17 protein-coding genes are annotated in these 22,175 nt (G+C 71.5%); 10 read left to right on the top strand and 7 right to left on the bottom strand.

The genetic code is table 11. The annotated features are described in order from the left end of the window. Nucleotides 1-57: 57 nt before the first annotated feature. Nucleotides 58-978: an MBL fold metallo-hydrolase gene (locus ABD120_RS29675; protein WP_343953456.1), complete on the top strand. Its 921-nt coding sequence runs from the start codon at nt 58-60 to the stop codon at nt 976-978. Here ABD120_RS29675 and ABD120_RS29670 read toward each other — a convergent pair. The 4 genes from ABD120_RS29670 to pdhA all read right to left on the bottom strand — a co-directional run bounded on the left by ABD120_RS29670 (nt 975) and on the right by pdhA (nt 4,925). Further along, nucleotides 975-1,268, bottom strand: a complete 294-nt coding sequence (locus ABD120_RS29670) for a Dabb family protein (RefSeq protein WP_343953455.1) — start codon at nt 1,266-1,268, stop codon at nt 975-977. The genes ABD120_RS29675 and ABD120_RS29670 overlap by 4 nt on opposite strands. 132 nt (nt 1,269-1,400) lie before the next feature. Next, the gene (locus ABD120_RS29665; protein WP_343953454.1) at nt 1,401-2,843 is read right to left on the bottom strand and encodes a dihydrolipoamide acetyltransferase family protein; all 1,443 of its coding nucleotides are present in this window, start codon (nt 2,841-2,843) and stop codon (nt 1,401-1,403) included. Between the two features lie 13 nt (nt 2,844-2,856). Then, nucleotides 2,857-3,837: an alpha-ketoacid dehydrogenase subunit beta gene (locus ABD120_RS29660; RefSeq protein WP_343953453.1), complete on the bottom strand. Its 981-nt coding sequence runs from the start codon at nt 3,835-3,837 to the stop codon at nt 2,857-2,859. Continuing rightward, nucleotides 3,834-4,925 carry a pyruvate dehydrogenase (acetyl-transferring) E1 component subunit alpha gene (gene pdhA, locus ABD120_RS29655; protein ID WP_343953452.1) on the bottom strand — a complete coding sequence of 364 codons (1,092 nt, stop codon included), beginning with the start codon at nt 4,923-4,925 and terminating at the stop codon, nt 3,834-3,836. The genes ABD120_RS29660 and pdhA overlap by 4 nt, the downstream gene beginning before the upstream one ends. Before the next feature lie 1,547 nt (nt 4,926-6,472). Between pdhA and purS the strand changes: the two genes are divergently transcribed. The 4 genes from purS to purL all read left to right on the top strand — a co-directional run bounded on the left by purS (nt 6,473) and on the right by purL (nt 10,388). Further along, complete coding sequence (gene purS, locus ABD120_RS29650; RefSeq protein ID WP_343953451.1) at nt 6,473-6,718, top strand: phosphoribosylformylglycinamidine synthase subunit PurS; 246 nt, start codon at nt 6,473-6,475, stop codon at nt 6,716-6,718. A gap of 221 nt (nt 6,719-6,939) precedes the next feature. Then, complete coding sequence (locus tag ABD120_RS29645; protein WP_343953473.1) at nt 6,940-7,335, top strand: ATP-binding protein; 396 nt, start codon at nt 6,940-6,942, stop codon at nt 7,333-7,335. Nucleotides 7,336-7,455: 120 nt separating this feature from the next. Continuing rightward, the gene (gene purQ / locus ABD120_RS29640) at nt 7,456-8,139 is read left to right on the top strand and encodes a phosphoribosylformylglycinamidine synthase subunit PurQ (protein ID WP_343953450.1); all 684 of its coding nucleotides are present in this window, start codon (nt 7,456-7,458) and stop codon (nt 8,137-8,139) included. 44 nt (nt 8,140-8,183) lie between these two features. Then, entirely contained in the window at nt 8,184-10,388 is a 2,205-nt protein-coding gene (gene purL, locus ABD120_RS29635; RefSeq protein ID WP_343953472.1) for a phosphoribosylformylglycinamidine synthase subunit PurL, read from the top strand. Between the two features lie 130 nt (nt 10,389-10,518). Here the strand turns inward: purL and ABD120_RS29630 are convergent, their stop codons facing one another. Beyond that, nucleotides 10,519-11,571, bottom strand: a complete 1,053-nt coding sequence (locus tag ABD120_RS29630; RefSeq protein ID WP_343953449.1) for a collagen-like domain-containing protein — start codon at nt 11,569-11,571, stop codon at nt 10,519-10,521. A gap of 204 nt (nt 11,572-11,775) precedes the next feature. Here ABD120_RS29630 and ABD120_RS29625 point away from each other — a divergent pair, with 204 nt between their 5' ends. From ABD120_RS29625 to ABD120_RS29610, 4 genes are read left to right on the top strand one after another with little or no spacing between them, the layout of a single operon-like run. Continuing rightward, nucleotides 11,776-13,770: an adenylate/guanylate cyclase domain-containing protein gene (locus ABD120_RS29625; RefSeq protein WP_343953448.1), complete on the top strand. Its 1,995-nt coding sequence runs from the start codon at nt 11,776-11,778 to the stop codon at nt 13,768-13,770. Nucleotides 13,771-13,781: 11 nt separating this feature from the next. Next, the gene (locus ABD120_RS29620; RefSeq protein ID WP_343953447.1) at nt 13,782-14,447 is read left to right on the top strand and encodes a Crp/Fnr family transcriptional regulator; all 666 of its coding nucleotides are present in this window, start codon (nt 13,782-13,784) and stop codon (nt 14,445-14,447) included. A gap of 36 nt (nt 14,448-14,483) precedes the next feature. After that, on the top strand, nt 14,484-16,004 hold the full coding sequence (locus tag ABD120_RS29615; protein WP_343953446.1) for an MFS transporter: 1,521 nt from the start codon (nt 14,484-14,486) through the stop codon (nt 16,002-16,004). Between the two features lie 18 nt (nt 16,005-16,022). Next, on the top strand, nt 16,023-17,909 hold the full coding sequence (locus ABD120_RS29610) for an ABC transporter ATP-binding protein (protein ID WP_343953445.1): 1,887 nt from the start codon (nt 16,023-16,025) through the stop codon (nt 17,907-17,909). On the opposite strand, the gene ABD120_RS29605 is transcribed toward ABD120_RS29610, so the two are convergent. Then, nucleotides 17,867-19,273 (bottom strand): MFS transporter, encoded by a 1,407-nt coding sequence (locus ABD120_RS29605; protein ID WP_343953444.1) that lies wholly within the window; start codon nt 19,271-19,273, stop codon nt 17,867-17,869. The two genes, ABD120_RS29610 and ABD120_RS29605, sit on opposite strands and share 43 nt — an antisense overlap. A gap of 67 nt (nt 19,274-19,340) precedes the next feature. On the opposite strand from ABD120_RS29605, the gene ABD120_RS29600 reads away from it, so the two are divergent. After that, nucleotides 19,341-19,991: a TetR/AcrR family transcriptional regulator gene (locus ABD120_RS29600; RefSeq protein ID WP_343953443.1), complete on the top strand. Its 651-nt coding sequence runs from the start codon at nt 19,341-19,343 to the stop codon at nt 19,989-19,991. Between the two features lie 63 nt (nt 19,992-20,054). On the opposite strand, the gene ABD120_RS29595 is transcribed toward ABD120_RS29600, so the two are convergent. Continuing rightward, the gene (locus tag ABD120_RS29595; protein WP_343953442.1) at nt 20,055-22,061 is read right to left on the bottom strand and encodes a PhoX family protein; all 2,007 of its coding nucleotides are present in this window, start codon (nt 22,059-22,061) and stop codon (nt 20,055-20,057) included. Nucleotides 22,062-22,175: the final 114 nt, after the last annotated feature.

Below are 22,175 nucleotides of genomic sequence, written 5' to 3'. Positions count from 1 at the left end.
CTCCTTCGGCGGGCGGTCCTTCTCGGTCAGGGTCCCTTCTCGGTTAGGGTCCTCGGCATGAGCCGGTTGCCACCGCCGCGCGTGCACGAGGTCGCCGACGGCGTCTACGCCTACGTTCAGCCCGACGGAAGCTGGTGGATCAACAACACCGGCTTCCTCGCCGGACGGCGCGGCGTGATCGCCGTCGACGCCTGCTCGACCGAGCGGCGCACCCTGGCACTGCGGGAGGCGATCGGGCGAGTCAGCGGCCGGCCGGTCACCACGCTGGTCAACACCCACCACCACGGCGACCACACCTTCGGCAACCATCTGTTCCCCGAGGCCACGATCGTGGCGCACGAGCTGACCCGGCAGGCGATCCTCGCCGAAGGGGTGCCCGGCTACCTCGGCGCCTGGTCGGCCGAGGTCGAGTGGGGGCGGATGGAGGTGGCGGCGCCGTTCCTCACCTACACCGGCGGCGTCACGCTCTGGTCCGACGAGCTGCGGTGCGAGGTCCGGCACGTGGGCGGGCCCGCCCACACCACCAACGACTCGATCGTGTGGATCCCGGAGCACCGGGTGCTGTTCTCCGGCGACCTGGTCTTCAACGGCGGGACGCCGTTCATGCTGTCGGGGTCGATCGCGGGCGCGATCGAGGTGCTCGGCGAGTTGGAGGGGCTCGGCGCGGAGACGATCGTGCCCGGTCACGGCGAGCCGTGCGGGCCCGAGGTGATCGCCACCGTGCGCGACTACCTGCGCTTCGTGCGCGAGACCGCCGGGCGCGGCCGGGCGGCCGGGCTGAGCCCGCTGGAGACCGCCAGGGAGACCGACCTCGGGCCGTGGGCGGGGCTGCTGGACGCCGAGCGGCTGGTGGGCAACCTGCATCGGGCCTACGCCGAACTGGGCGGGGCTCCTCCGGGGGCGCCGATCGACCTGGCCGCCGCCATCGGCGACATGATCGCCTTCAACGGCGGCCGTCCGCTGTCCTGCCTGGCCTAGAGCTCGATCTGCGCCCCCAGGCGTCCGGCCAGGATCGGCTTGATGCGCTCGGCGATGACCTGCTGGTGGGCCGGGTGGTCGCGGTAGGTCTCGAAGTCGGCGACCGACGCGAACTCGGCGACGATCGCGAAGTCCGCGGTGCCCTCGGCCAGCGCCAGGTCGTGGCCGACGATGTACTCGCCGAGCTGCGGAATCTGCCCCGGAAGCGCGGACAGCCCTTCGGCCACGGCGGCCTTCTGCTCGTCGGTGGCCTCTGCCGTCCAGGTGAGCAGCACGATGTGACGGATCATGCGGCTCAGCCTAGGGGGCGGGCCACCGCCGGGCCACCGGAGGACACGGCCTCGGCGGTCGCCCCGGTGCGGGCGGACGGCTTTCGGCGGGTTGTCCCGGCGCGGGCCGGTCGGCCCGCACCGGGAGGCCGGTCAGCTCCAGGCCAGCATGCGGAGCGGGTCCTCCAGCATCGCGCCGACGTCGCGCAGGAACAGCGAACCCAGTTCGCCGTCGATCACCCGGTGGTCGAACGACAGCGACAGCGTGGTGACCTTCCGTACGGCCAGCTCGCCGTCCACCACCCACGGCAGGTCGCGGATCTGGCCGAAGGCCAGGATCGCCGACTCGCCCGGGTTGATGATCGGGGTGCCCGCGTCCACGCCGAACACGCCCACGTTGGTGATCGTGAACGTGCCGCCCGACATCTCGGCGGGCTGGGTACGGCCCGCGCGGGCCGTCTCGACCAGTTCGCCGAGCCCGGCCGCGAGAGCGGGCAGCGAGAGCGTGTGCGCGCCCTTGACGTTGGGCACCAGCAGGCCGCGGGGGGTGGCGGCGGCGATGCCCAGGTTCACGTGGCGCTTGACCACGATCTCCTGTGCCGGCTCGTCCCACGTGGAGTTGATCATCGGGTAGCGGGCCAGGCCGACCAGCACCGCCTTGGCCACCAGGAGCAGCGGTGACACCTTGACCTCCGCGAACTCCGGCACCGCCCGCAGGCGCCGTACGGCGGCCATGGTCTCGGTGGCGTCCACCTGGAGGAACTCCGTCACGTGCGGGGCGGTGAACGCGCTGGCGACCATGGCCTGCGCGGTCATCTTCCGCACGCCCTTGACGGGGATCCGCTCCTCCGTCTCGCTCGCGAGGGTGGAGGGGGTCGCGGCGGGTGCCGCAGGGGTCTCGGCGGCCGCGTGGACGTCCTCGCGGGTGATCGAACCCTGCGGGCCGGTGCCCCTGAGCGCGGCCAGATCGACGCCGAGGTCCTTGGCGAGCTTGCGCACGGGCGGCTTGGCCAGGACGGCGACAGCGGGCGGTCCGCTCTGCGGGGCCGTCACCGAGCTCAGGACCTCCGTCCGCGCCGGGTTGGCCACCGGCGGCGCGGGGATCGTCGGGGACTCGGGCGCGGCGGCGCCCACCGGGGCCGTGTTCACCGGGGCCGTCTTGCGGGGGCGGCGTTTGGCGCTGCTCGTCTTGACGCCGTAGCCGACCAGGACCGCCTGTCGCTCCTCCTTGGGGGCGGGGCTGCCCACCACACCGGGCTCGACGGCGCCCTCCTCCGGAGGACGCGGCACCAGGTCCTCGGCCGGCGCCCCAGTACGGTCACCCCCCGGCGCGGCGGCCTCGCCCGGTTCCCCGGCCTCCGCAGTGTCCACGGCGATGATGGGCAGGCCGACGTCGACCGTCTGCCCCTCCTCCGCCATCAGCCCGGCGACCACCCCGTCCCAAGGGATCGGCAGCTCGACGATCGACTTGGCCGTCTCGATCTCGACGACGATCTGGTTGACCTTGACCGCATCGCCCGACTTGACGTGCCAGCGGACGATCTCCGCCTCCGTCAGCCCTTCGCCGACGTCGGGGAGCTTGAACTCACGTCGCATGAAGTCCCCCTTCTCAGTAGGCGAAGGCGCGGTCGACGGCGTCGAGCACCCGGTCGAGGTCGGGCAGGTAGTGGTCTTCGAGCTTCGAGGGCGGGTACGGGGTCGAGAACCCGCCGACGCGCAGCACCGGCGACTCCAGGTTGTAGAAGCACTGCTCGGTGATCCGCGCGGCGAGTTCGGCGCCGAAACCGCTGTAGACGGGGGCCTCGTGCACGACCACGGCCCGGCCCGTCTTCCGTACGGACTCCATGACCCGGGGCGTGTCCAGCGGGTTGAGCGAGCGCAGATCGACGACCTCCAGCGACCGGCCCTCCTCCGCCGCCGCCTCGGCCGCCTCCAGGCAGGTCTTCACCATCGGCCCGTAGGCGAGCAGGGTGAGGCCGGTGCCGGGGCGGACGACCTCGGCCTGGTGGAGCGGGGTCCACCAGTCGGTGGCCGAGGTGTCGACGTCGGCCTTCTCCCAGTAGCGGCGCTTGGGCTCGAAGAAGATCACCGGGTCGTCGCAGCGGATGGCCTGCTGGATCATCGAGTACGCGTCGCGCGGGTTGGAGCAGGCCACCACACGCAGGCCGGCGGTGTGGGTGAAGTACGACTCGGGCGATTCGCTGTGGTGCTCGACCGCGCCGATGCCGCCGCCGCAGGGGATCCGTACGACCACCGGCAGCTTGATCGCGCCGAGGGAACGCATCGGCATCTTGGCGAGCTGGGTGATGATCTGGTCGGCGGCGGGGAAGACGAAGCCGTCGAACTGGATCTCGCAGACCGGCCGGTAACCGCGCAGGGCCAGGCCGATGGCGGTGCCGATGATGCCGGACTCGGCGAGCGGGGTGTCGATCACCCGGTCCTCGCCGAAGTCCTTCTGCAGGCCGTCGGTGACGCGGAAGACACCGCCGAGCTTGCCGACGTCCTCCCCCATGATGAGGACCTTGGAGTCGTCCTCCATGGCCCTGCGCATCCCCTCGTTGAGCGCCTTGGACAGGCTGAGCACCGTCATGCGTCGAACCCTTCCAGATAGGCGGCGAACTGGGCGCGCTCCTCGTCGATCAGCGCGTGCGGCTCACGGTATACGTGGTCGAAGATGTCGAGCGGGAGGGGGTCCGGCATCGCCAGGCAGCGGCGGCGCAGGTCGGCGCCGAGCCGGTCGGCCTCGGCGTCCACGTCGTCGAAGAAGTCCTGTCCCGCCCATGCGCTCTTGAAAAGGTATGACCTGACCCGCTCGATCGGGTCCTTGAGCTTCCACGCCTCCAGTTCGGAGGCGACGCGGTAGCGGGTGGGGTCGTCGGTGGTGGTGTGGGCGCCCATCCGGTAGGTGAACGCCTCGATGAGCGTCGGGCCCTGCCCGCTGCGGGCGTCGGCCAGCGCCTTGCGGGTGACGGCGAGGCAGGCGAGCACGTCGTTGCCGTCGACGCGGATGCCGGGGAAGCCGAAGCCGGAGGCCCGGCGGTACAGGGGGATGCGGGTCTGCTTCTCCAGTGGCTCGGAGATGGCCCACTGGTTGTTCTGGCAGAAGAAGACGATGGGCGCGTTGAAGACGCTGGCCCAGATGAAGGACTCGTTGACGTCGCCCTGGGAGGTGGCGCCGTCGCCGAAGTAGGCGATGGTGGCGGCGCTGGCGTCGTCGCGCTGGATGCCCATGGCGTAGCCGACGGCGTGCAGGGTCTGGCTGCCGATCACGATCGTGTACAGGTGGAAGTTGTGTTCCTTCGGGTCCCACCCGCCGTGGTTGACGCCTCGGAACAGGCCGAGCAGCTTCACCGGGTCGACGTCGCGGCACCAGGCGACGCCGTGCTCACGATAGGTCGGGAAGGCCATGTCGGCGTCGGTGAGCGCGCGTCCTGATCCGATCTGGGCGGCCTCCTGGCCGAGCAGCGAGGCCCAGATGCCGAGTTCGCCCTGCCGCTGGAGGGCGACGGCCTCCAGGTCGATGCGGCGGACCAGCACCAGGTCGCGGTAGAGGGACCTGATCTCTTCCGGGGTCAGGTCGATGTCGTAGTCGGGGTGCTCGACCCGCTCCCCCTCGGGGGTGAGCAACTGGACGAGCTCCGGAGGTGCGTCAGCACCACGAGAGGCGTCGACGGTCACGTGCCACTCCTGTGCGGTCGGGGCCGGTTTGGATGGGGTTGCCACCTCTGTCCAGCCTTGTTGGCGTCCGGACCATGTGGTGGTGGTTCGTCCGCATATGGGGACATCGTGACAGAGGCCACAGCCCCCCGCGCAAGCCCCACTGCTCCCCTTCCCTTCGAAACGCCCGTGAACCATTCCCCCAAGAAGTGGCGAGAAGCGAGTAAATCACCGGCTCGGGGGCCTCTTGGAATCGTCATCGCGCGCGTTCGCCCTTCTCCGGGCGCACTGGGTGCTGCTTGCGCTGCTGGTGCCCGCCGTGGCGCTCCGGCTCACGGCCATGGCCGGATACCCGCCCGCGCTGTGGTTCTGGGCGGACTCCTTCAGCTACCTTCGCGATCCAGCGCCCGGAACGTTCCGGCCTGCGGGTTACTCGCTCTTCCTGGCCCTGCTGCGTCCGCTGCACAGCCTCGCGCTCGTCACGGCCGTCCAGCACCTCATCGGGCTCGCGGTCGGGGTTTCGGTCTATGCGTTACTCCACCGGCGCGGGCTGCCGGGGTGGGGGGCGGCGCTTCTCGTCTCACCGATCCTGCTCGACGAGTTCCTGATCCTGGCCGAGCACATGATCATGGCGGACGCGCAGTTCCTCGCGCTGGTGACCGGCGCCGTGCTCGCCCTCCTCGCCGGCCGGTACGGCCTGGCCGGCGCCCTGCTCGCGGCGGCCACGCTCACCCGCACGATCGGGCTGCCCGTCCTGGTGATCGGCCTGGCGTACGCGCTGATCCAGGTCGCCTCCGGCCATCGGGCACGGCGGCGGCTGGTGGCCCTCGGGCTGACCGCGCTGCTGCCGATCGGCGGCTACCTCGCCTGGAGCGGCCTCACCACCGGCGCGTACACGCTGACCGGGGCCGACGGCATGTTCCTGTGGGCGCGCACGATGAGCTTCGCCGACTGCGCGGTGATCCGGCCGCGGGACACCCGGCTCTGCCCCGGCCTGCCGGTCGGGCAGCGGCCCGCACCGGCGTTCTGGGTGTGGGGGCCGAAGCTCAAGCAGTTCCCGTCGAAGGAGCGCAACGCGCGGGCGGGCGCCTTCGCCAGGGCCGCGATCCTCGCCCAGCCGGGCGACTACCTCGCGGCGGTCGCGAAGGACCTGGGGCAGGTGTTGCGCTGGGAGCGGACGGAGCCCCCCAGAGTGGGCGGCAGGCGCAACCCGTACCACTTCCCGCTCGCCGAGCGGCCGGTGCAGGACGAGATCGCCGAACGCTACGAACGGGGTCCGGCGGCCACCCGGCTGGTCGCGCCGTACACCGGCTGGCTGCGCGGCTACCAGCGGTGGGGCTATCTGCCGTACCCGATGGTGATGGCGGTGCTGGCGGCGGCGGCCACGCTGGCCGCGGTCAGAAGGCGGTGGGAGGCGTTGCTGCCGGTGGCCGTCGCGCTCGCGCTGATCGTGCTGCCGCCCCTGCTGACGGGCTGGGACGTGCGCTACGTCATCCCCGCGATCCCGCTCGCGTGCCTGGCACTAGGCTTGGCCCTCAGCACCGGACCGCAACCCCAGGAGGCCACAGGTGACGCGCGTCATCGTCGACGTCATGCTCAAGCCGGAGATCCTCGACCCCCAGGGTCAGGCCATCGCCCGCGCGCTGCCGAGGCTGGGTTTCTCCGGCGTCTCCGCCGTGCGCCAGGGCAAGCGCTTCGAGCTGGAGATCGACGGCCCGGCCACTGAAGAGGCACTTGCGGACGTCCGAAAGATGGCCGAGACGCTGCTGGCCAACACGGTGATCGAGGACTACGTGGTGCGGGTCGAGGGGTAGAAGTGCACTATTGGCACCGGATTTCCCCCTGACGGCTTAAAGCCGGGTCCGCCCATGCCACAATGCCACGGGCTTACCAACACTAAATAACAACAACGTGATTTTGCGGTTAGCCCTGATTTCACGGGGAAACCTCCTTCAGGTGACATTCTGGCGCCGGGAGGGGTCCGGTGGATATTGAGTTCTCGCTGGCACTGCCACGGGATGCGATCGGCATACCGATGGTCAGGCGAGTGCTAGGCGATGCGATGCGCTCACTCAACGTGAGTGAGTCCTGCATCTCCGACATGCTGCTCGCGGTGTCCGAGGCCTGTTCCAACGCGGTTCGGCACGGGGGGCCCGCCAACCGCTACGAGGTGAGCGCCGCGATCGGCTACGGCCGGTGCGACGTCCGCATCGTCGACAACGGCGACGGCCTGCCGTCGATGCCGCTGCACTTCCCGCCCCCCGAGACCGAGAACGGCCGGGGGCTGCTCATCATGCGCTCGGTGGTCGACGAGATCTCCTTCGGCGTGACGCCGGGCCGGGGCACCACCGTCCACCTGCGTAAGCGGCTGGCGTGGGACGAGGAGGCCGAGGCCGGGCGCGCGCACGCCCGCGAACTGGCCGCCGTCTGATCGCGCGGGGTCACCCCGCACGAGTCCTCGTGAGAGCGCCGCACGGGCACCGGATACCCTAGGCAGCGCTGCGGACGCCACCGCCTTAGTGGCGCGCATCCTCGGAGGGGACGACAAGTCATGAGCGCTGCCCGTGTGGGCGTAGTCACGTTTCCCGGCACACTCGACGATCAGGACGCCGCCAGGGCCGTCCGTCTCGCGGGCGCCGAGGCGGTGCCGCTGTGGCACGCCGACCACGACCTCGACGGGGTCGACGCGGTGTTCCTGCCGGGCGGTTTCTCCTACGGCGACTACCTTCGGTGCGGGGCGATCTCCCGGTTCGCGCCGCTGATGGCGGAACTGATCCCGGCCGCGCGCGCGGGCCTGCCGGTGCTCGGCACCTGCAACGGTTTCCAGATCCTCTGCGAGGCGCACCTGCTGCCCGGCGCACTGACGCGCAACGCCTCGCTCCACTACATCTGCCGCGACCAGCCGATCCGGGTCGAGTCCACCGCGACCGCCTGGACCTCCGACTTCGCGCCCGGCCAGGAGATCCTGCTGCCGATCAAGCACGGTGAGGGCCGCTTCGTCGCCTCCGCCGACACCCTCGCCGACCTGGAGTCGAACGGCCGGGTCGTCTTCCGGTACGCCGGAGGCAACCCCAACGGCTCCCTCAACGACATCGCGGGCATCTCCAACGAGGCGGGCAACGTCGTCGGCCTCATGCCGCACCCGGAGCACGCGGTCGAGGACCTCGTCGGCGCCCCGTCGACCGACGGCCGCGGCTTCTTCACCTCCATCCTCAAGAAGCTGGTGAACGCGTGAACACCGACTCCGTGAAGCGTGCGGCGGAGACGCCGGACGAGGCGATGCCGTTCGCCGAACTCGGTATGAAGCAGGACGAGTACGACCGGGTCAAGGACATCCTGGGCCGCCGTCCCACCGGCTCCGAACTGGCCATCTACAGCGTCATGTGGTCCGAGCACTGCTCCTACAAGTCGTCCAAGGTGCACCTGCGCCAGTTCGGCACCAAGGCGCCCAAGTCCGAGGCGCTGCTCGTCGGCATGGGCGAGAACGCCGGGGTCGTGGACATCGGCGATGGCTGGGCGGCCACCTTCAAGATCGAGTCGCACAACCACCCGTCGTACGTCGAGCCGCACCAGGGCGCGGCCACCGGCGTCGGCGGCATCGTGCGCGACATCATGTCGATGGGCGCGCGCCCGATCGCCGTCATGGACTCCCTGCGTTTCGGCGGCGCCCACCAGGCCGACACCAAGCGGGTGCTGCCCGGCGTCGTCGAGGGCATCTCCTCCTACGGCAACTGCCTCGGCCTGCCCAACATCGGCGGCGAGGTCGTCTTCGACCCTTGCTACATCGGCAACCCGCTGGTCAACGCCCTGTGCGTGGGCCTGCTGCGCAAGGACCAGATCAAGCTGGCCACCGCGCCCGGCCCCGGCAACAAGGTCGTGCTGTTCGGCGCCTCGACCGGCCCCGACGGCATCGGCGGCGCGTCGGTGCTGGCCTCCGCCACGTTCGAGGACGAGTCGCAGGCCAAGCGGCCCGCCGTACAGGTGGGCGACCCGTTCATGGAGAAGCTGCTCATCGAGTGCTGCCTTGAGCTCTACGCGGCCGACGTGGTCGTCGGCATCCAGGACCTCGGCGCGGCCGGCGTCTCCTGCGCCACGACCGAACTGGCCGCCAAGGGCACCGGCGGCATGCACGTCGACCTCAACCTGGTCCCGCTCCGCGATCCCTCGCTCCGGCCGGAGGAGATCCTGATGAGCGAGTCGCAGGAGCGGATGATGGCGGTGGTCACGCCCGCCGACATCCCGGCGTTCATGGCGATCTGCGACAAGTGGGATGTGCCCGCCGTCGTGATCGGTGAGGTGACCGACACCGGCAGGCTGGTCATGACGTGGGACGGCGAGATCATCGTCGACATCCCGCCGGGCACCGCCGCCGACGACGGCCCGGTCTACGAGCGGCCCTTCCACGAGCCCGCCGACCAGGCGGCGCTCAACGCCGACACCACCGACCGGCTGGAGCGGCCCACCGACCTGCGGGCCACGCTGCTGCAGCTGCTCGGCTCGCCGAACCTGGCCGCCAAGGACTGGGTGACCTCCCAGTACGACCGGTACGTCCGTTCCAACACGGTGCTGGCCCAGCCTGCCGACGCCGGCATGCTGCGCATCTCCGAGGCCATCGCGGGCGCCGAGCCGACGACCCGGGGCATCGCGCTCGCCACCGACGGCAACGGCCGCTACGCCCGGCTCGACCCGTACACCGGTGCGCAGCTCGCGCTGGCCGAGGCGTACCGCAACGTCGCGGTCACCGGGGCCGAGCCGCTGGCCGTCACCAACTGCCTCAACTTCGGCTCGCCGGAGGACCCCGAGGTCATGTGGCAGTTCGCCGAGGCCGTACGCGGCCTGGCCGACGCCTGCCGCACCCTCGGGGTACCGGTGACGGGCGGCAACGTCTCCTTCTACAACCAGACGGGGGCCTCCGCCATCCACCCGACGCCGGTCGTCGGCGTGCTCGGGGTGATCGAGGACGTGGCCAAGCGGGTGCGCTCCGGGTTCACCGCCGAGGGGCTGAAGGTCGTGCTGCTGGGCGAGACGCGGGCGGAGTTCGGCGGGTCCGAGTGGGCGCACGTCGTCCACGAGCACCTGGGCGGGCTGCCGCCGGCGGCCGATCTGGCGGCGGAGGCCGCGCTGGCGACCGTACTGGTCGAGGCGGCGCGGCGGGGGCTGCTCGCGGGCTCGCACGACCTGTCGGACGGCGGGCTCGCCGTCGCACTGGCCGAGTCGTGCCTCGCGGCCGGGGTCGGCGCCACGGTCTCGCTCGGCGGTGACGCCTTCACCGACCTGTTCAGCGAGTCGGCGGCGCGGGCGCTGGTGACGGTCCGGCCTGAGGCGTTCGACGAGTTCGCGGCGCTGTGCGCCGAGCACGAGCTGCCGTGCTACGGCCTGGGGGCCACCGGTGGCGGGGCGCTGGTGGTCGAAGGGCTGTTCGACGTCCCGGTGGACGAGCTCAGGCGGACGCACGAGGCGACGCTGCCCGCGCTGATGTCCTGACCTGCGCGCCGACGTCAAGGGGCCGGTGCACTCCGGCCCCTTCCGCCGCCTCGGCGGCGAGGGATCGCCCGCCTGCCACGTTCCTCGGCCCGTTCGCCGCCTCAGCGGCGAAGGGCCGCTTTCGTGGGCGTCAGCCCTTCTTGAGGCAGACGGCGTAGACGGTGCCGCCTCCGCCGCCGTGGCCGCCGCCGTACGTCTTGGGCTCGGTGGGGTTGGTCCCGCCGCTGTTGGTGGTGCCACCGGTGCCCTTGCCGGTGTTGCCCGCGTCCGTGCCCGTGCCCGTGTCCTTGCCGGTGCCGCTGTCTGTGCCGCTGTTGACGGCTCGCTTGTCGTCATCGTCGTCGTAGCCCTTGGTGAGGCTGACCGACCAGCCCCTCGTGCCCGAGGGCATGCTGCTGGCGACCTGGTACCTGCCGGAGACGCCGGAGAATCCGCCGCCGGTCACCATGTCGCCGCTCTTGCAGGAGACCGAGCCCGACGAGCCGCTGAAGTCGTCCTCCACGACGTAGGTCGAGAAGTTGGCGCCGGTGCCCGGGTCGCCCTTGGGGCCCTGCGGGCCACGCTCACCCTGCGGGCCCTGCTTTCCGGCCGGGCCGGTCTCACCCTTCGGGCCCTGGTCGCCCTTGGCACCGGGCTTGCCGTTCTCTCCCGGCTTGCCCGCAGCGCCCTGCGGACCCTCGGGGCCGACCGGGCCGCGCTCGCCCTGCTCGCCCTTGGCGCCCGGCTTGCCGTCCTCGCCCCTGAGTCCGGCGGGACCCTGCTCACCGCGAGTACCCTGCTCACCACGGGGACCCTGTTCGCCACGGGGGCCCTGCTCGCCCTGCTTTCCTGCGGGGCCGGTCGCGCCCTTCTGGCCTGCGGGGCCTGCGGGGCCTGCGGGACCCGCCGGGCCCTGGTCGCCCTTCGGGCCGGGGGCGCCCCGGTCGCCCTGCGGCCCCTGAACGCCGGAAGTGGCCTGCCGGGTGTCGCCGCCGCCGATCACGACCCGCTCCTCGGTCTTACGGCACGGGGTGGTGGGCTTGACGATGCGCGCGTAACGCGACTTCTTGTGCACGCAGGCGTGCACCTCGCCCACGGTGGTGGAGGCGGCGGAGGAGGCGGTCGCCGTACCCCCGACGGTCAGCAGAGCGGCGGCCAGCGCGCCCGCCGCTGCGAGCGGGAGCGCGCGATTCTTGAGAGCCACGATGGTCCTTCCGGTGAAAACTGGTGCTCATGGTGAGCATGAGGTTCACGCCTGAACCGTTCCAAAGGGTTACATGACTACATAACGTGTTTGTAACTTACAGAATGTGACGAACTATCCGAACTGATCCTGACTGACTCCATGGGTAAAACGACACGGCCCCGACAGGGATAATCGGGCTACGTCCACCACGGAGGGCATGCCGTGCCGACCGACCGTCCCTTCCTCCCGCCGGCCACACAGCCCGTCCGCGCACTCGTGTGGGCGCTCCACCTGGCCATCCCCATGCTGGGCCTGTGGTTGCTGCTCGCCCAGCCCGGACTCAACGCCTTCTGGCAGCACAACCCCATCCACTTCTGGGCGATCCTCGCCGTCGCCGGGGTCAACGTCGGGCTCGGACTGATCGTCGGCGAGGCGGCCCGGCGCCGCCGCGACGCGCGCCTGTTCCTGGTCTCGACGGTCTTCCTGACCTGCGCGGGCTTCTTCCTCCTGCACGGACTGGCCACGCCGGGGGTGATCCTGCCCCGCGGATCGCTCGGCTTCGACGTCGGCCAGCAGGCCGGGCTGGGCGTCGCCTCGGTGCTCGCCTTCGCCTCCGCACTGCCGCTGGGCGAGCGGGCCTGCGCCGCCGTACTCGCCGCGCAGCACCTCGTCAGGGGCCTGCTGCTGGGCCTGCTGGCGCTGTGGGGGGCGGCCTCGCTCGTCCCCGGGCTCACCCCGCTCAGCGCACCGGCGCACTCGGCCACGCCGTGGCCGCTGTGGGCCTCCCTTCCGGCCGTCGCCCTGTACGGCGCCGCCGCCCTGCTCCTGTTCCGCCTGCACCGCCGCCGCCCGTCGGCGATGCTGATCAGCCTGGTCACCGCCTACGCCCTGCTGGCGGAGGCCGTGGTCGCGGGCATGTCGCAGCTCAACTGGCACCTGTCGTGGTGGCTGTGGCACCTGCTGCTCACGCTGGCCTTCGCCTTCGTCGCCTACAGCGCCTACCTGCAGTTCCGGCGCGAGGGGTCGAGCGCGGGCCTGTTCGACGCGGTGGCGCTGCCCGCCACGGTCGCCCGGATCCAGGCCGACTACGACCGCGCCCTGGAAGAGCTGGTCGACCACGTACGGCGCGGCGAGCCGCTCGCGGCCTCCCGGCTGGCGGGCCGGTTCCAGCTCACCGAACGCCAGACGGCGGTCTTCGACCGCGCGGGCCAGGCGCTGGCCGGTGAGCGAGAACTGTCCGAGCGGCTGGCCGCGCTGGTGGACGTGGGCGCGCAGACCCGGGTGGGCCTGCCGGAGCAGGACTTCCTCGCCTCGGCGCTCGACCGGGTCCGCCGGGCGTACGGGGACGTGCGGATCGGCCTGGTGGCCGACGGGCGAGTGTGCGTCGGCTCGCGCGAGTACGGTTTCCCCGACGCCCGCCCCGAGCGGCGCGGCGAGCGGATCGCCTACCCGCTGACGGTCAAGGGCCGTCTGGCGGGGGCGCTGGAGGTGCCGCTGGGCGGCTCGGAACGCGACGAGGCGCTGGCGGCCACCCTCGCCGGGCAGGTGTCGATCGCGCTTGAGAACGCCCGTCTCTACCAGGAGCTCAACACGCTCTTCCGGCAGTACATGTCGCCGGACGTGGCCAACGCGCTGCTGGCCGACCCGGGGCAGGCGGCGCTCGGCGGCGAGGTGCGGGAGCTGACGGCGTTGTTCGCGGACCTGAAGGGGTTCACGACGTTCTCGGAGCGGGTCTCCCCCGGCGAGATCGTGGAGATGCTCAACCGGTATCACACGGCGGCCGTGCCGTGTGTGCTCGACAACGGCGGCACGATCGTGCAGTTCGTCGGCGACGCGCTGCTGGCGCTGTTCAACGCGCCCGCCACACAGAAGGACCACGCGGCGGCGGCCTGCCGTGCGGCCCTGCGGATGCAGGAGGCGGCGGCAGCGGCGGCGGGCGGCGAATCGGACTGGCCGGCTTTCCGGATCGGGGTCAACACCGGTCCCGCGCTGGTGGGCAACATCGGCAGCCCGCAGTTACGCGGGTTCAACGCCATGGGCGACTCGGTGAACGTGGCGGCGCGGCTGCAGACGCTGGCCGAGCCGGGCACGGTGGTGATCGGCGCGAGCACGCTGACCCGGCTGGACGGCCGGGCGCGGACCAGACCTCTCGGGAAGCTGAACCTGAAAGGCAAGGACGAACGGGTGGAAGCTCACGTTCTGGTGGGGTTGGAGTAGATAATCGCGCTATGAACGCGGAGCCCGGCGAGTTCCTCACCCTGCTGACCCCCGACGAGGTGGCCGCCCTGCGGGCCGGCGGACGGCCACGGCGGTGGGAGCGCGGTGACACGGTGATGGCGGAGGGCGAGTCGGCCGACTGGGTGCTGCTGCTGACGGAGGGCCGGGTGAAGGTCTCCTCGCACACCCGCGCCGGCACCGAGGTGGTGCTGGCTGTACGCGGGCCGGGCGGGCTGGTGGGCGAGATGTCGGCGATCGACGGCTCGCCGCGCTCGGCCACGGTCACCGCGCTGGAGCCCGTCGAGGGGCTGGTGGTGCAGGACTTCGCGACGTTCCTGGGCACGCACGGCCGGGTGGCGGTGCTGCTCATGCGGCTGGTCACGGCAAAGCTGCGGGACTCCGACCGCAAGCGGGTGGAGTACGGCGCCTACGACGCCACGGGCCGCGTGGCGACGCGGCTGATCGAGCTGGCCGAGCGGTACGGCGAGCAGACCAGCGGCGGCGGCCTGCGGGTGGCGCTGCCGCTGTCGCAGGACGAACTGGCCGGCTGGACGGGCGCCTCGCGCGAGGCGGTCAGCAAGGCACTGCGGACGCTGCGCGACCGGGGGCTGATCGAGACCGGGCGGCGGCGGGTGCTCATCCACGACCTCGACGGGTTACGCAGACGAGCCCGGTGACAAACCGGACGTACGTCGTACGTCATAGTGGTGGTCATGGTCGCGGCCTCCCCCGACGCTGATTCCCCCGAAACCGGTCCCCCCGATTCCGACTCCGGCTCCCCTGACGGCTCCCCCGACCCCGGCGATCGCCTTCGCTACGCCTGGCGCGTCGTCTCGGTCACCAGCCTCGGGCTCGTCCTCATCGGCATCGCGAGCAGCACGCTCAACGTCGCCCTGCCCACGGTGGTCCGCCACTTCCAGGCGAGCCCGACGGAGTCCGGCTGGATCCTGCTGTCCTACCTCCTGGTCAGCACCGCCACCCTGGTCCTGTTCGGCCGCGTCGCCGACCTGCTCGGCAGGCGCGAGGTCTATCTGGCGGGGTTCGCCCTGTTCACGCTGGCCTCGCTGCTGGCCGGGCTGGCTCCGGACGTGTGGTTCCTGGTCGCGATGCGCGCGCTGCAGGCCGTCGGCGCCTCGATGATCCTGGCCAACGGGACCGTCATCATCACCGACGCCTTCCCGCCCGAACGGCTCAGCCAGGGCATGGGCGTCTACATCGGCACACTGTCGGTGGCCCAGCTCGTGGGCCCCACGATCGGCGGGCTCATCGCCGACACCGCCGGCTGGCAGTGGATCTTCTGGGTGAACGTCCCCGCCGGGGTCCTCGCACTCGTCTGGGGGACGCTCACGCTGCGCCGGATGCCGCGCGGGACCCGGCAGCCGGTGGACGCGGCGGGCAACGCGCTGGTCTTCGCCGCCCTGTCCGCGCTGCTGTTCGCGCTGTCCGAGGCGGGCTCGCGCGGGCCGCTCGACCCGGTGGTCGCCGTCGGCTTCGGCGTCTTCGTGCTGCTGGTGCCGCTGATCGTGGTGGTCGAGCGGCGGGCGCCGCATCCGGTGCTGAACCTGCGGGTGTTCGGCGGACGGGTGCTGGCCTGCGCCAACCTGGCGTCGTTGGGCAACGCGCTGGCCCGCTCGGCGCTGGTGCTGGTGGCCGCGCTGTACTTCCAGGCGGCCAGGGGCGTGGACGCGTTCACGGCCGGGCTCGGGGTGCTGCCCGTGCCCCTCGGGATGGCGCTGGCCTCGCCGATCGCGGGGGTGCTGGGGCGGCGGCTGTCGCCGTACACGCTGTCGGTGTGCGGGTCGGTTCTCAGTGCGCTCGGGCTGGGCCTGCTCGCGCTGACGGCCGAGGCGGACATGCAGTACTTGCCCATCGGGGCCGGGCTGTTCCTGGCCGGGGTGGGCAGCGGCACGTTCCTCACGGGCAACACGACGCAGGTCATGTCGGCCCTGCCGAGCGGCTCGCTCGGGGTCGTGAACGGCTTCCGGGTGATGATCATGAACACCGGCATGGTGCTGAGCGTCGGGCTCTCGCTCAGCCTCGTCACCGGCGCGGTCGGGCCGGAGTTACGCGCCCAGGTGTACGCGGCCACGCTCTCGCGACTGTCGCCGGTGGCGGTCGAGCAGCTCATGACCGGCTTCCGGCTCTGCTACGCCGTACTGGCCGGGGTGGCGCTGGGCGGGGCGGTGCTCGCCGCGTTCGCCCGGGGAAAACAGGTTGACCTCAAGCGAACTTGAGGATCTATCTTCTCGGTCATGAGCATGGAGATGACCGCCTGGCAGCAGCTGTACTCGATGAACAACAACCAACGGGAACGCAGACGTCTGTCCAAACAGACGCTGCGGCGCATCGCCGGCTTCGCCGCCCCGCACCGAGGGAAGATCGCCATGTTCCTGGTGCTGAGCGTGGTGGGGGCGGGCCTCGCCGTACTGTCGCCGGTGCTCGCCGGTCAGGTCGTGGACGCCATCGTCAAAGGCCAGCCCTTCGGGACGGTGGTCGGCCTGGCCGTGCTGATCGCCGTCATCGCCGTCGCCGAGGCGGGCTTCGGGCTCGTGGAGCGGTGGCTGTCGTCCGGGCTCGGCGAAGGGCTCATCCTCGACCTGCGCACCGCCGTCTTCAACCACGTGCAGCGCATGCCCGTCGCCTTCTTCACCAGGACGCGCACGGGCGCGCTGGTCAGCCGCCTGAACAACGACGTGATCGGAGCCCAGCGGGCCTTCACCGACACGCTGTCGAGCGTCGTGGGCAACCTGGTGACGCTGGTGCTCACGCTGATCGTGATGATCGGCATCTCGTGGCAGATCACGCTGCTCGCGTTGGTGCTGCTGCCGGTCTTCGTGCTGCCCGCGCGCCGGATGGGCCAGCGCTTCGCCGACCTGCGTCGCGAGGCCGCCGACCACAACTCGGCGATGAGCACCCAGATGACCGAGCGGTTCTCGGCTCCTGGGGCGACGCTGGTCAAACTGTTCGGACGGCCGGGGCACGAGTCGTCCGAGTTCGCGACGCGGGCCACCCGGGTGCGCGACATCGGCGTGCGCATCGCCATGACCCAGCACGTCTTCGTCACCGCGCTCACACTGGTCTCCGCGCTGGCGCTGGCCCTCGTCTACGGCCTCGGCGGCTTCTACGCGCTGAACGGCGCGCTCGACCCCGGTTCCGTCGTCGCACTGGCCCTGCTGCTGACCCGGCTGTACGCCCCGCTGACCGCCCTTGCCAGCGCCCGCGTGGACGTGATGAGCGCGCTGGTGAGCTTCGACCGGGTCTTCGAGGTGCTCGACCTCAAGCCGCTCATCACCGACAAGCCGGACGCGCGGGCGGTGCCCGAGGGGCCGGTCGCCGTCCAGTTCGACGACGTGCGCTTCTCCTACCCGTCGGCGGACAAGGTCTCGCTGGCCTCGCTGGAGGAGGTCGCGGCCCTCGACACCAGGGGCGGCGAGGAGGTGCTGCACGGCGTCTCGTTCACCGCGCACCCCGGTCAGACGGTGGCGCTGGTGGGCTCGTCCGGCGCGGGCAAGTCCACGATCGCCCAGTTGCTGCCCCGGCTGTACGACGTCGACTCGGGCTCGGTGCGCCTCGGCGGCCTCGACGTACGCGACCTGAGCGGCGAGTCGATCCGCCGGACGCTCGGCATGGTCACCCAGGACGGTCACCTCTTCCACGACTCGATCCGCGCCAACCTGCTGTTCGCCCGGCCGGAGGCGAGCGAGGAGGAGGTGTGGGACGCCCTGCGCAGGGCGCGGCTGGCCGACCTGATCGAGTCGCTGCCCGACCGGCTCGACACCGTGATCGGCGAGCGCGGCTACCGGCTGTCGGGCGGCGAGCGGCAGCGGCTGACCATCGCCCGCCTGCTGCTGGCCCAGCAGCGGGTGGTGATCCTGGACGAGGCCACGGCCGCGCTCGACTCGACGAACGAGGCCGCGGTGCAGGCGGCGCTGGCCGAGGCGCTCGACGGGCGCACCGCGGTCGTGATCGCGCACCGGCTGTCGACGATCAGGGCGGCCGACCTCATCCTGGTGGTCGAGGGCGGCGAGGTGATCGAGCGGGGCACGCACACCGAACTCCTCGCAGCGGGTGGCCGCTACGAGGAGTTGTACCGCACTCAGTTCGCGGACCCGGCGAACTCGGAGACGGCGGCGGTCTGAGCCTTGCGGGCGCGCAGCGTCAACAGGGCGATCGGGATGCCGGCCACCAGAATCACCGCCGCGACCACCAGGGTGAGCCGGTAGGCGTCGAGGAAGGCCGCGGCCTCCGGCAGGGCGCTGCCGGCCTGGGCGGAGCCGAGGATCGCGCCGAGCAGGGTGATGCCGAGCAGGCCGAAGACCTCCCGCGAGACGTTCATCACCCCCGCGCCCACACCTCCGCGCTCCTTCGGCAGCCGGGCCAGCACCGCCGCCGTGATCGGCATGATCAGGCCGTTGCCCAGGCCGTACAGCAGGAACCAGGGCAGCACGTCGGCGTAGCCGCCGTCGGCGCCGACACCGGCCATCAGGTAGATGCCGCCGCCCATCAGGGCGAGGGCGAGCGCGACGGTGGCGGCCAGGCCGATCGCGTCGGCCAGGCGCTGGGCCAGCAGCGCGGTGACCGCGATGACCACGGCCATGGGCACGAACGCGGCGCCGGCCTCGGTGGGCGTGAAGCCGAGGGAGTTCTGCAGCCAGAGCGCGCTGAAGAAGTAGACGCCGAAGACGCTGAACGACCAGATCCCCATGGCCAGCACGCCGCCGCCGAAGACGCGGTCGCGGAACAGCGACAGGTCCAGCATCGGCTCGGGTGAGCGCCTCTCGACGTGGAGGAAGAGGGCGAAGCAGACCTTGGCTGCGGCGAAGGCGGCGATGATCAGCGGCGCGTCCCAGCCCTGGATCGGCCCCTCGATCAGCGCCAGGGTCAGGGCGAACAGCGCGAGCGTCGAGGTGATCAGGCCGGGCAGGTCGAGGCGGCGCCGTACCGTGCGGGCGGTGGCGGGCAGCGCCCACCAGGCGAGCCAGAGCGTGGCCAGGCCGACCGGCACGTTGATCAGGTAGATCCAGCCCCAGTGGGCGTACTGGCTGATGAAACCGCCCGCGACGGGTCCGAGCGCCATCGACAGCGCCCCCGCCGAGCTCCAGATGCCCACGGCGCGGGCCCGCTCGCGCGGGTCCGGGAAGGTCTGGATGAGCAGCGCCAGCGCGGTCGGCGTGAGCAGCGCCGCCCCCACCCCCTGTACGGCACGGGCCCCGATGAGCACCCCCCCGGTCGTGGCGAGCCCGGCGACCAGCGACGCGAGCGTGAATACGACCATGCCCGCCATGAACACCCGGCGGGCGCCGACCAGGTCGGCGAGCCTGCCGCCCGCGAGCATCAGCCCGGCGAAGACCAGGATGTACGCGGTCGTGATCCACTCCAGCCCCGCCAGGGTGAGCCCGAGTTCCCGCTGGATGGTGGGGAGGGCCACGTTCTGGATGTTGTTGTCGAGGTAGGTCATGAAGGTCCCGAGCGTCACCGCGCCCAGCGCCCACCAGCTCCGCATCACTGTCTCCTATACAGAGTACTTGTACGGCGTACAGTTGAACTTGTACGGCGTATAGTTGTCAAGTGTGAAAGGGAAACTGAGCGCGGAGGCGATCGTCGAACGGGGTCTGGCCATCGGTGACACCGAGGGCCTCGAAGCCGTGACGATCCGCCGCCTGGCCACCGAGCTGGGCGTGACTCCCATGGCGCTGTACTGGCATTTCAAGAACAAGGACCAGTTGCTCGTCGGCATGGCCGACCACCTGGTCGCGGGCTTCGCACCGGAGGGCGAGCACGACGGCGACTGGCTCGCCGGCCTGCGCGCGGTGCTCGTCGAACTGCTCGCCGCGCTGCGCCGCCACCCGTGCGCCCGCCACCTCCTCGAACAGGTGGACCACGCCGCCGTGCCCAGCTTCCTGCGCGTCTGGGACCACGTCCTCGGCCTGGCCCGCGCGGGCGGCTTCACGGTCGAGGAGAGCTGCCTGATCTCCGTCTACCTGCTGCAGACCGCCATCGCCTTCGCCGACGTACCCGCCCATCGCGCGGACCGGCCGGAGGTCGCGGAGCAGACCCGGCTCAAGCGGCTCAGCCTGGAGTCGCTCCCGCCCGGCCGCTACCCCAACCTGGTGGCGATGGCCGGACCCATGGCCGGCCAGATCGCGCCCGACGTCTACGACGACTTCGGCGTCGAACTCATCCTCGGCGGCATCGCCGCCCTGGCGGGATCGCGGGAATGAGCGTCCCGCCGAACAGCGAAGCGCCGCCGCCCGGCATCGCGGACGGCGGCGCTTCGGGTCGGGTCAGGAGCCGATCTTCTTGCCCTGCCCGTGCCATACCACCACGACCGACGGGCGCGGCTGGTCGCCGTCGGGCCAGCGGCTGGCCGGGTTGTCGGGGGTCGCGCCGTCCACCTCGCCGGGGTGCTGCACGGCCACGAAGACGCTGCGCTGGTCCTCGGTGACCAGCGGGCCGCAGGTCTCGGCGCCGACCGGGACGCTGAGGAACTGGCGCACGTACCCGCGCTCACGCCCGCGCAGCGGCATCACGAACAGGCCGTCGTTGTGGCCGAGCGAGTTGCCGTCCGTGCCGATCCACAGGTTGCCGTCGCGGTCGAAGGCCACGTTGTCCGGGCAGGAGATGGGCGAGACCTTCGTCTTGTCGAAGCCCGCGAAGTAGGTCGCCGGGTCGTTCGGGTCGCCGCAGACCAGCGGGATCGACCAGGCGAACGCGGTGCCCCTGCCCTCGACGATCTCCAGAATGTGGCCGCTCTTGTTGGCCGCGCGCGGGTTGGCCTCGTCGGCCTGCGCGGGCGTCCGGTTGGAGTTGTTGGTCAGCGCCACGAAGACGCCGCCGGTGACCGGGTTGCGCTCCACGTCCTCCGGGCGGTCCATCTTGGTCGCGCCCACCTTGTCGGCGGCCACGCGGGTGAAGACCAGCACCTGCTCGGCGGTCATGCCGGGCACGTGCGAGGTGTTGCCGGACACCAGCGGGATCCACTCGCCGGAGCCGTCGAACCCGCCGTCCTCCGGCAGCCGGCCCGAGCCGTCGATCTCCTCCTTGGGGCTGTCGCCGGTGAACCTCGCGACGTACAGCGTGCCCTCGTCCAGGAGCGTACGGTTGTGCCGGTCGTCGCCGTGGCGGTAGCGCTCCTTGGAGACGAACTTGTAGACGTACTCGAACCGCGAGTCATCGCCCATGTACGCCTCCAGGCGGCCGTCGCGCCTGACCGAGGTGGTGGCGGCCTCGTGCTTGAAGCGGCCGAGCGCGGTGCGCTTGATCGGCGCACCGTCGGGGTCGAACGGGTCGATCTCCACGATCCACCCGAACCGGTTGGCCTCGTTCGGGTGCTTGGCGAGGTCGAAGCGCTCGTCCACCCGGTCGAAGCGGCGGTTGTTCGAGGGCACGTTCGTCGGGATCGCGTAGCGGGCGACGTTCGGGTCGGCGCGGTCGCCGTTGACGAAGTACTGGTCGAAGTTCTCCTCCGCGGTGAGTACGGTCCCCCACGGCGTGGTGCCGCCCGCGCAGTTGTTGAGCATGCCGAGCGGGTTTCGGCCCTCGGGGTCGGCGGCGGTCTTCAGCAGGTCGTGGCCCGCCGCCGGGCCCGTGAAGCGCATCGGCGTCTGCGCGGTGATGCGCCGGTTGTAGCGACGGCGGCCGGTGGTGACGAGCTTCCAGCGGCCGGTGCCGCGCGCCCGCTCGATCTCGACCACGGAGCCGCCGTGGGCGGCCATGCCGATCTTGATCTGCTCCTCGGTGGCCGCCGGCGCGGAGTAGCCGCGGAACATGAGCGCCTCGTTGGTGTACTCGTGGTTGACCCACAGCAGTGCCCGGTCGCGGCCCATCGGGAAGAGCGTCACGTAGTCGCAGTTGTAGCCGAACTGCTTGGCCTGCGCGTCGCCGCTCTGGTTGTCGAAGTCGAAGGCCGGCGCGCCGGGCAGCACCGGGTCGCCCCAGCGCACGACGACGGCGGAGTCGTAGCCGCCGGGCACGGTGAAGACGTCGCCGGTCTGCGGAGGCACGGGCGTGAACCGCAGGCCGCCGCCACGCGCGTGCGTCGTCGCGGGCCCGGGGTCGGGGTCGGCGACGGCGGGGAGCGCGCCCGCGCCGACCGCGCCGATCACGAGCGCGCCGAGCGTCCCGGCGCGCAGCACGCCTCGACGGGACAGGGCCTCGGCTGCGATGTCGCCGAAGTACGGGTTGCCGCTACGGTTGGCGACGTCGTGCGCACACGCGTCACCGCATCGGAACCTGCACGTCAGAGCGGATCGGCCGCCCTTGTGCGCGTCGGGGAGCAGGGGCAGCAGCACAGACTTCCTCCAAGATGGTGCATGATCCTTCGGGCCGGGACGTTACGGTGGCTTTCGGAACCACCGGTGAACGAAACCCACCTCCTCGATGAATGCTCGACTCCTCCCCAACCG

The organism is Nonomuraea longicatena (assembly GCF_039525605.1).
GTDB lineage: Bacteria > Actinomycetota > Actinomycetes > Streptosporangiales > Streptosporangiaceae > Nonomuraea > Nonomuraea longicatena.
Note: the sequence above shows the minus strand (reverse complement) of the source record. Positions and strands in the feature narration are given on the sequence as shown.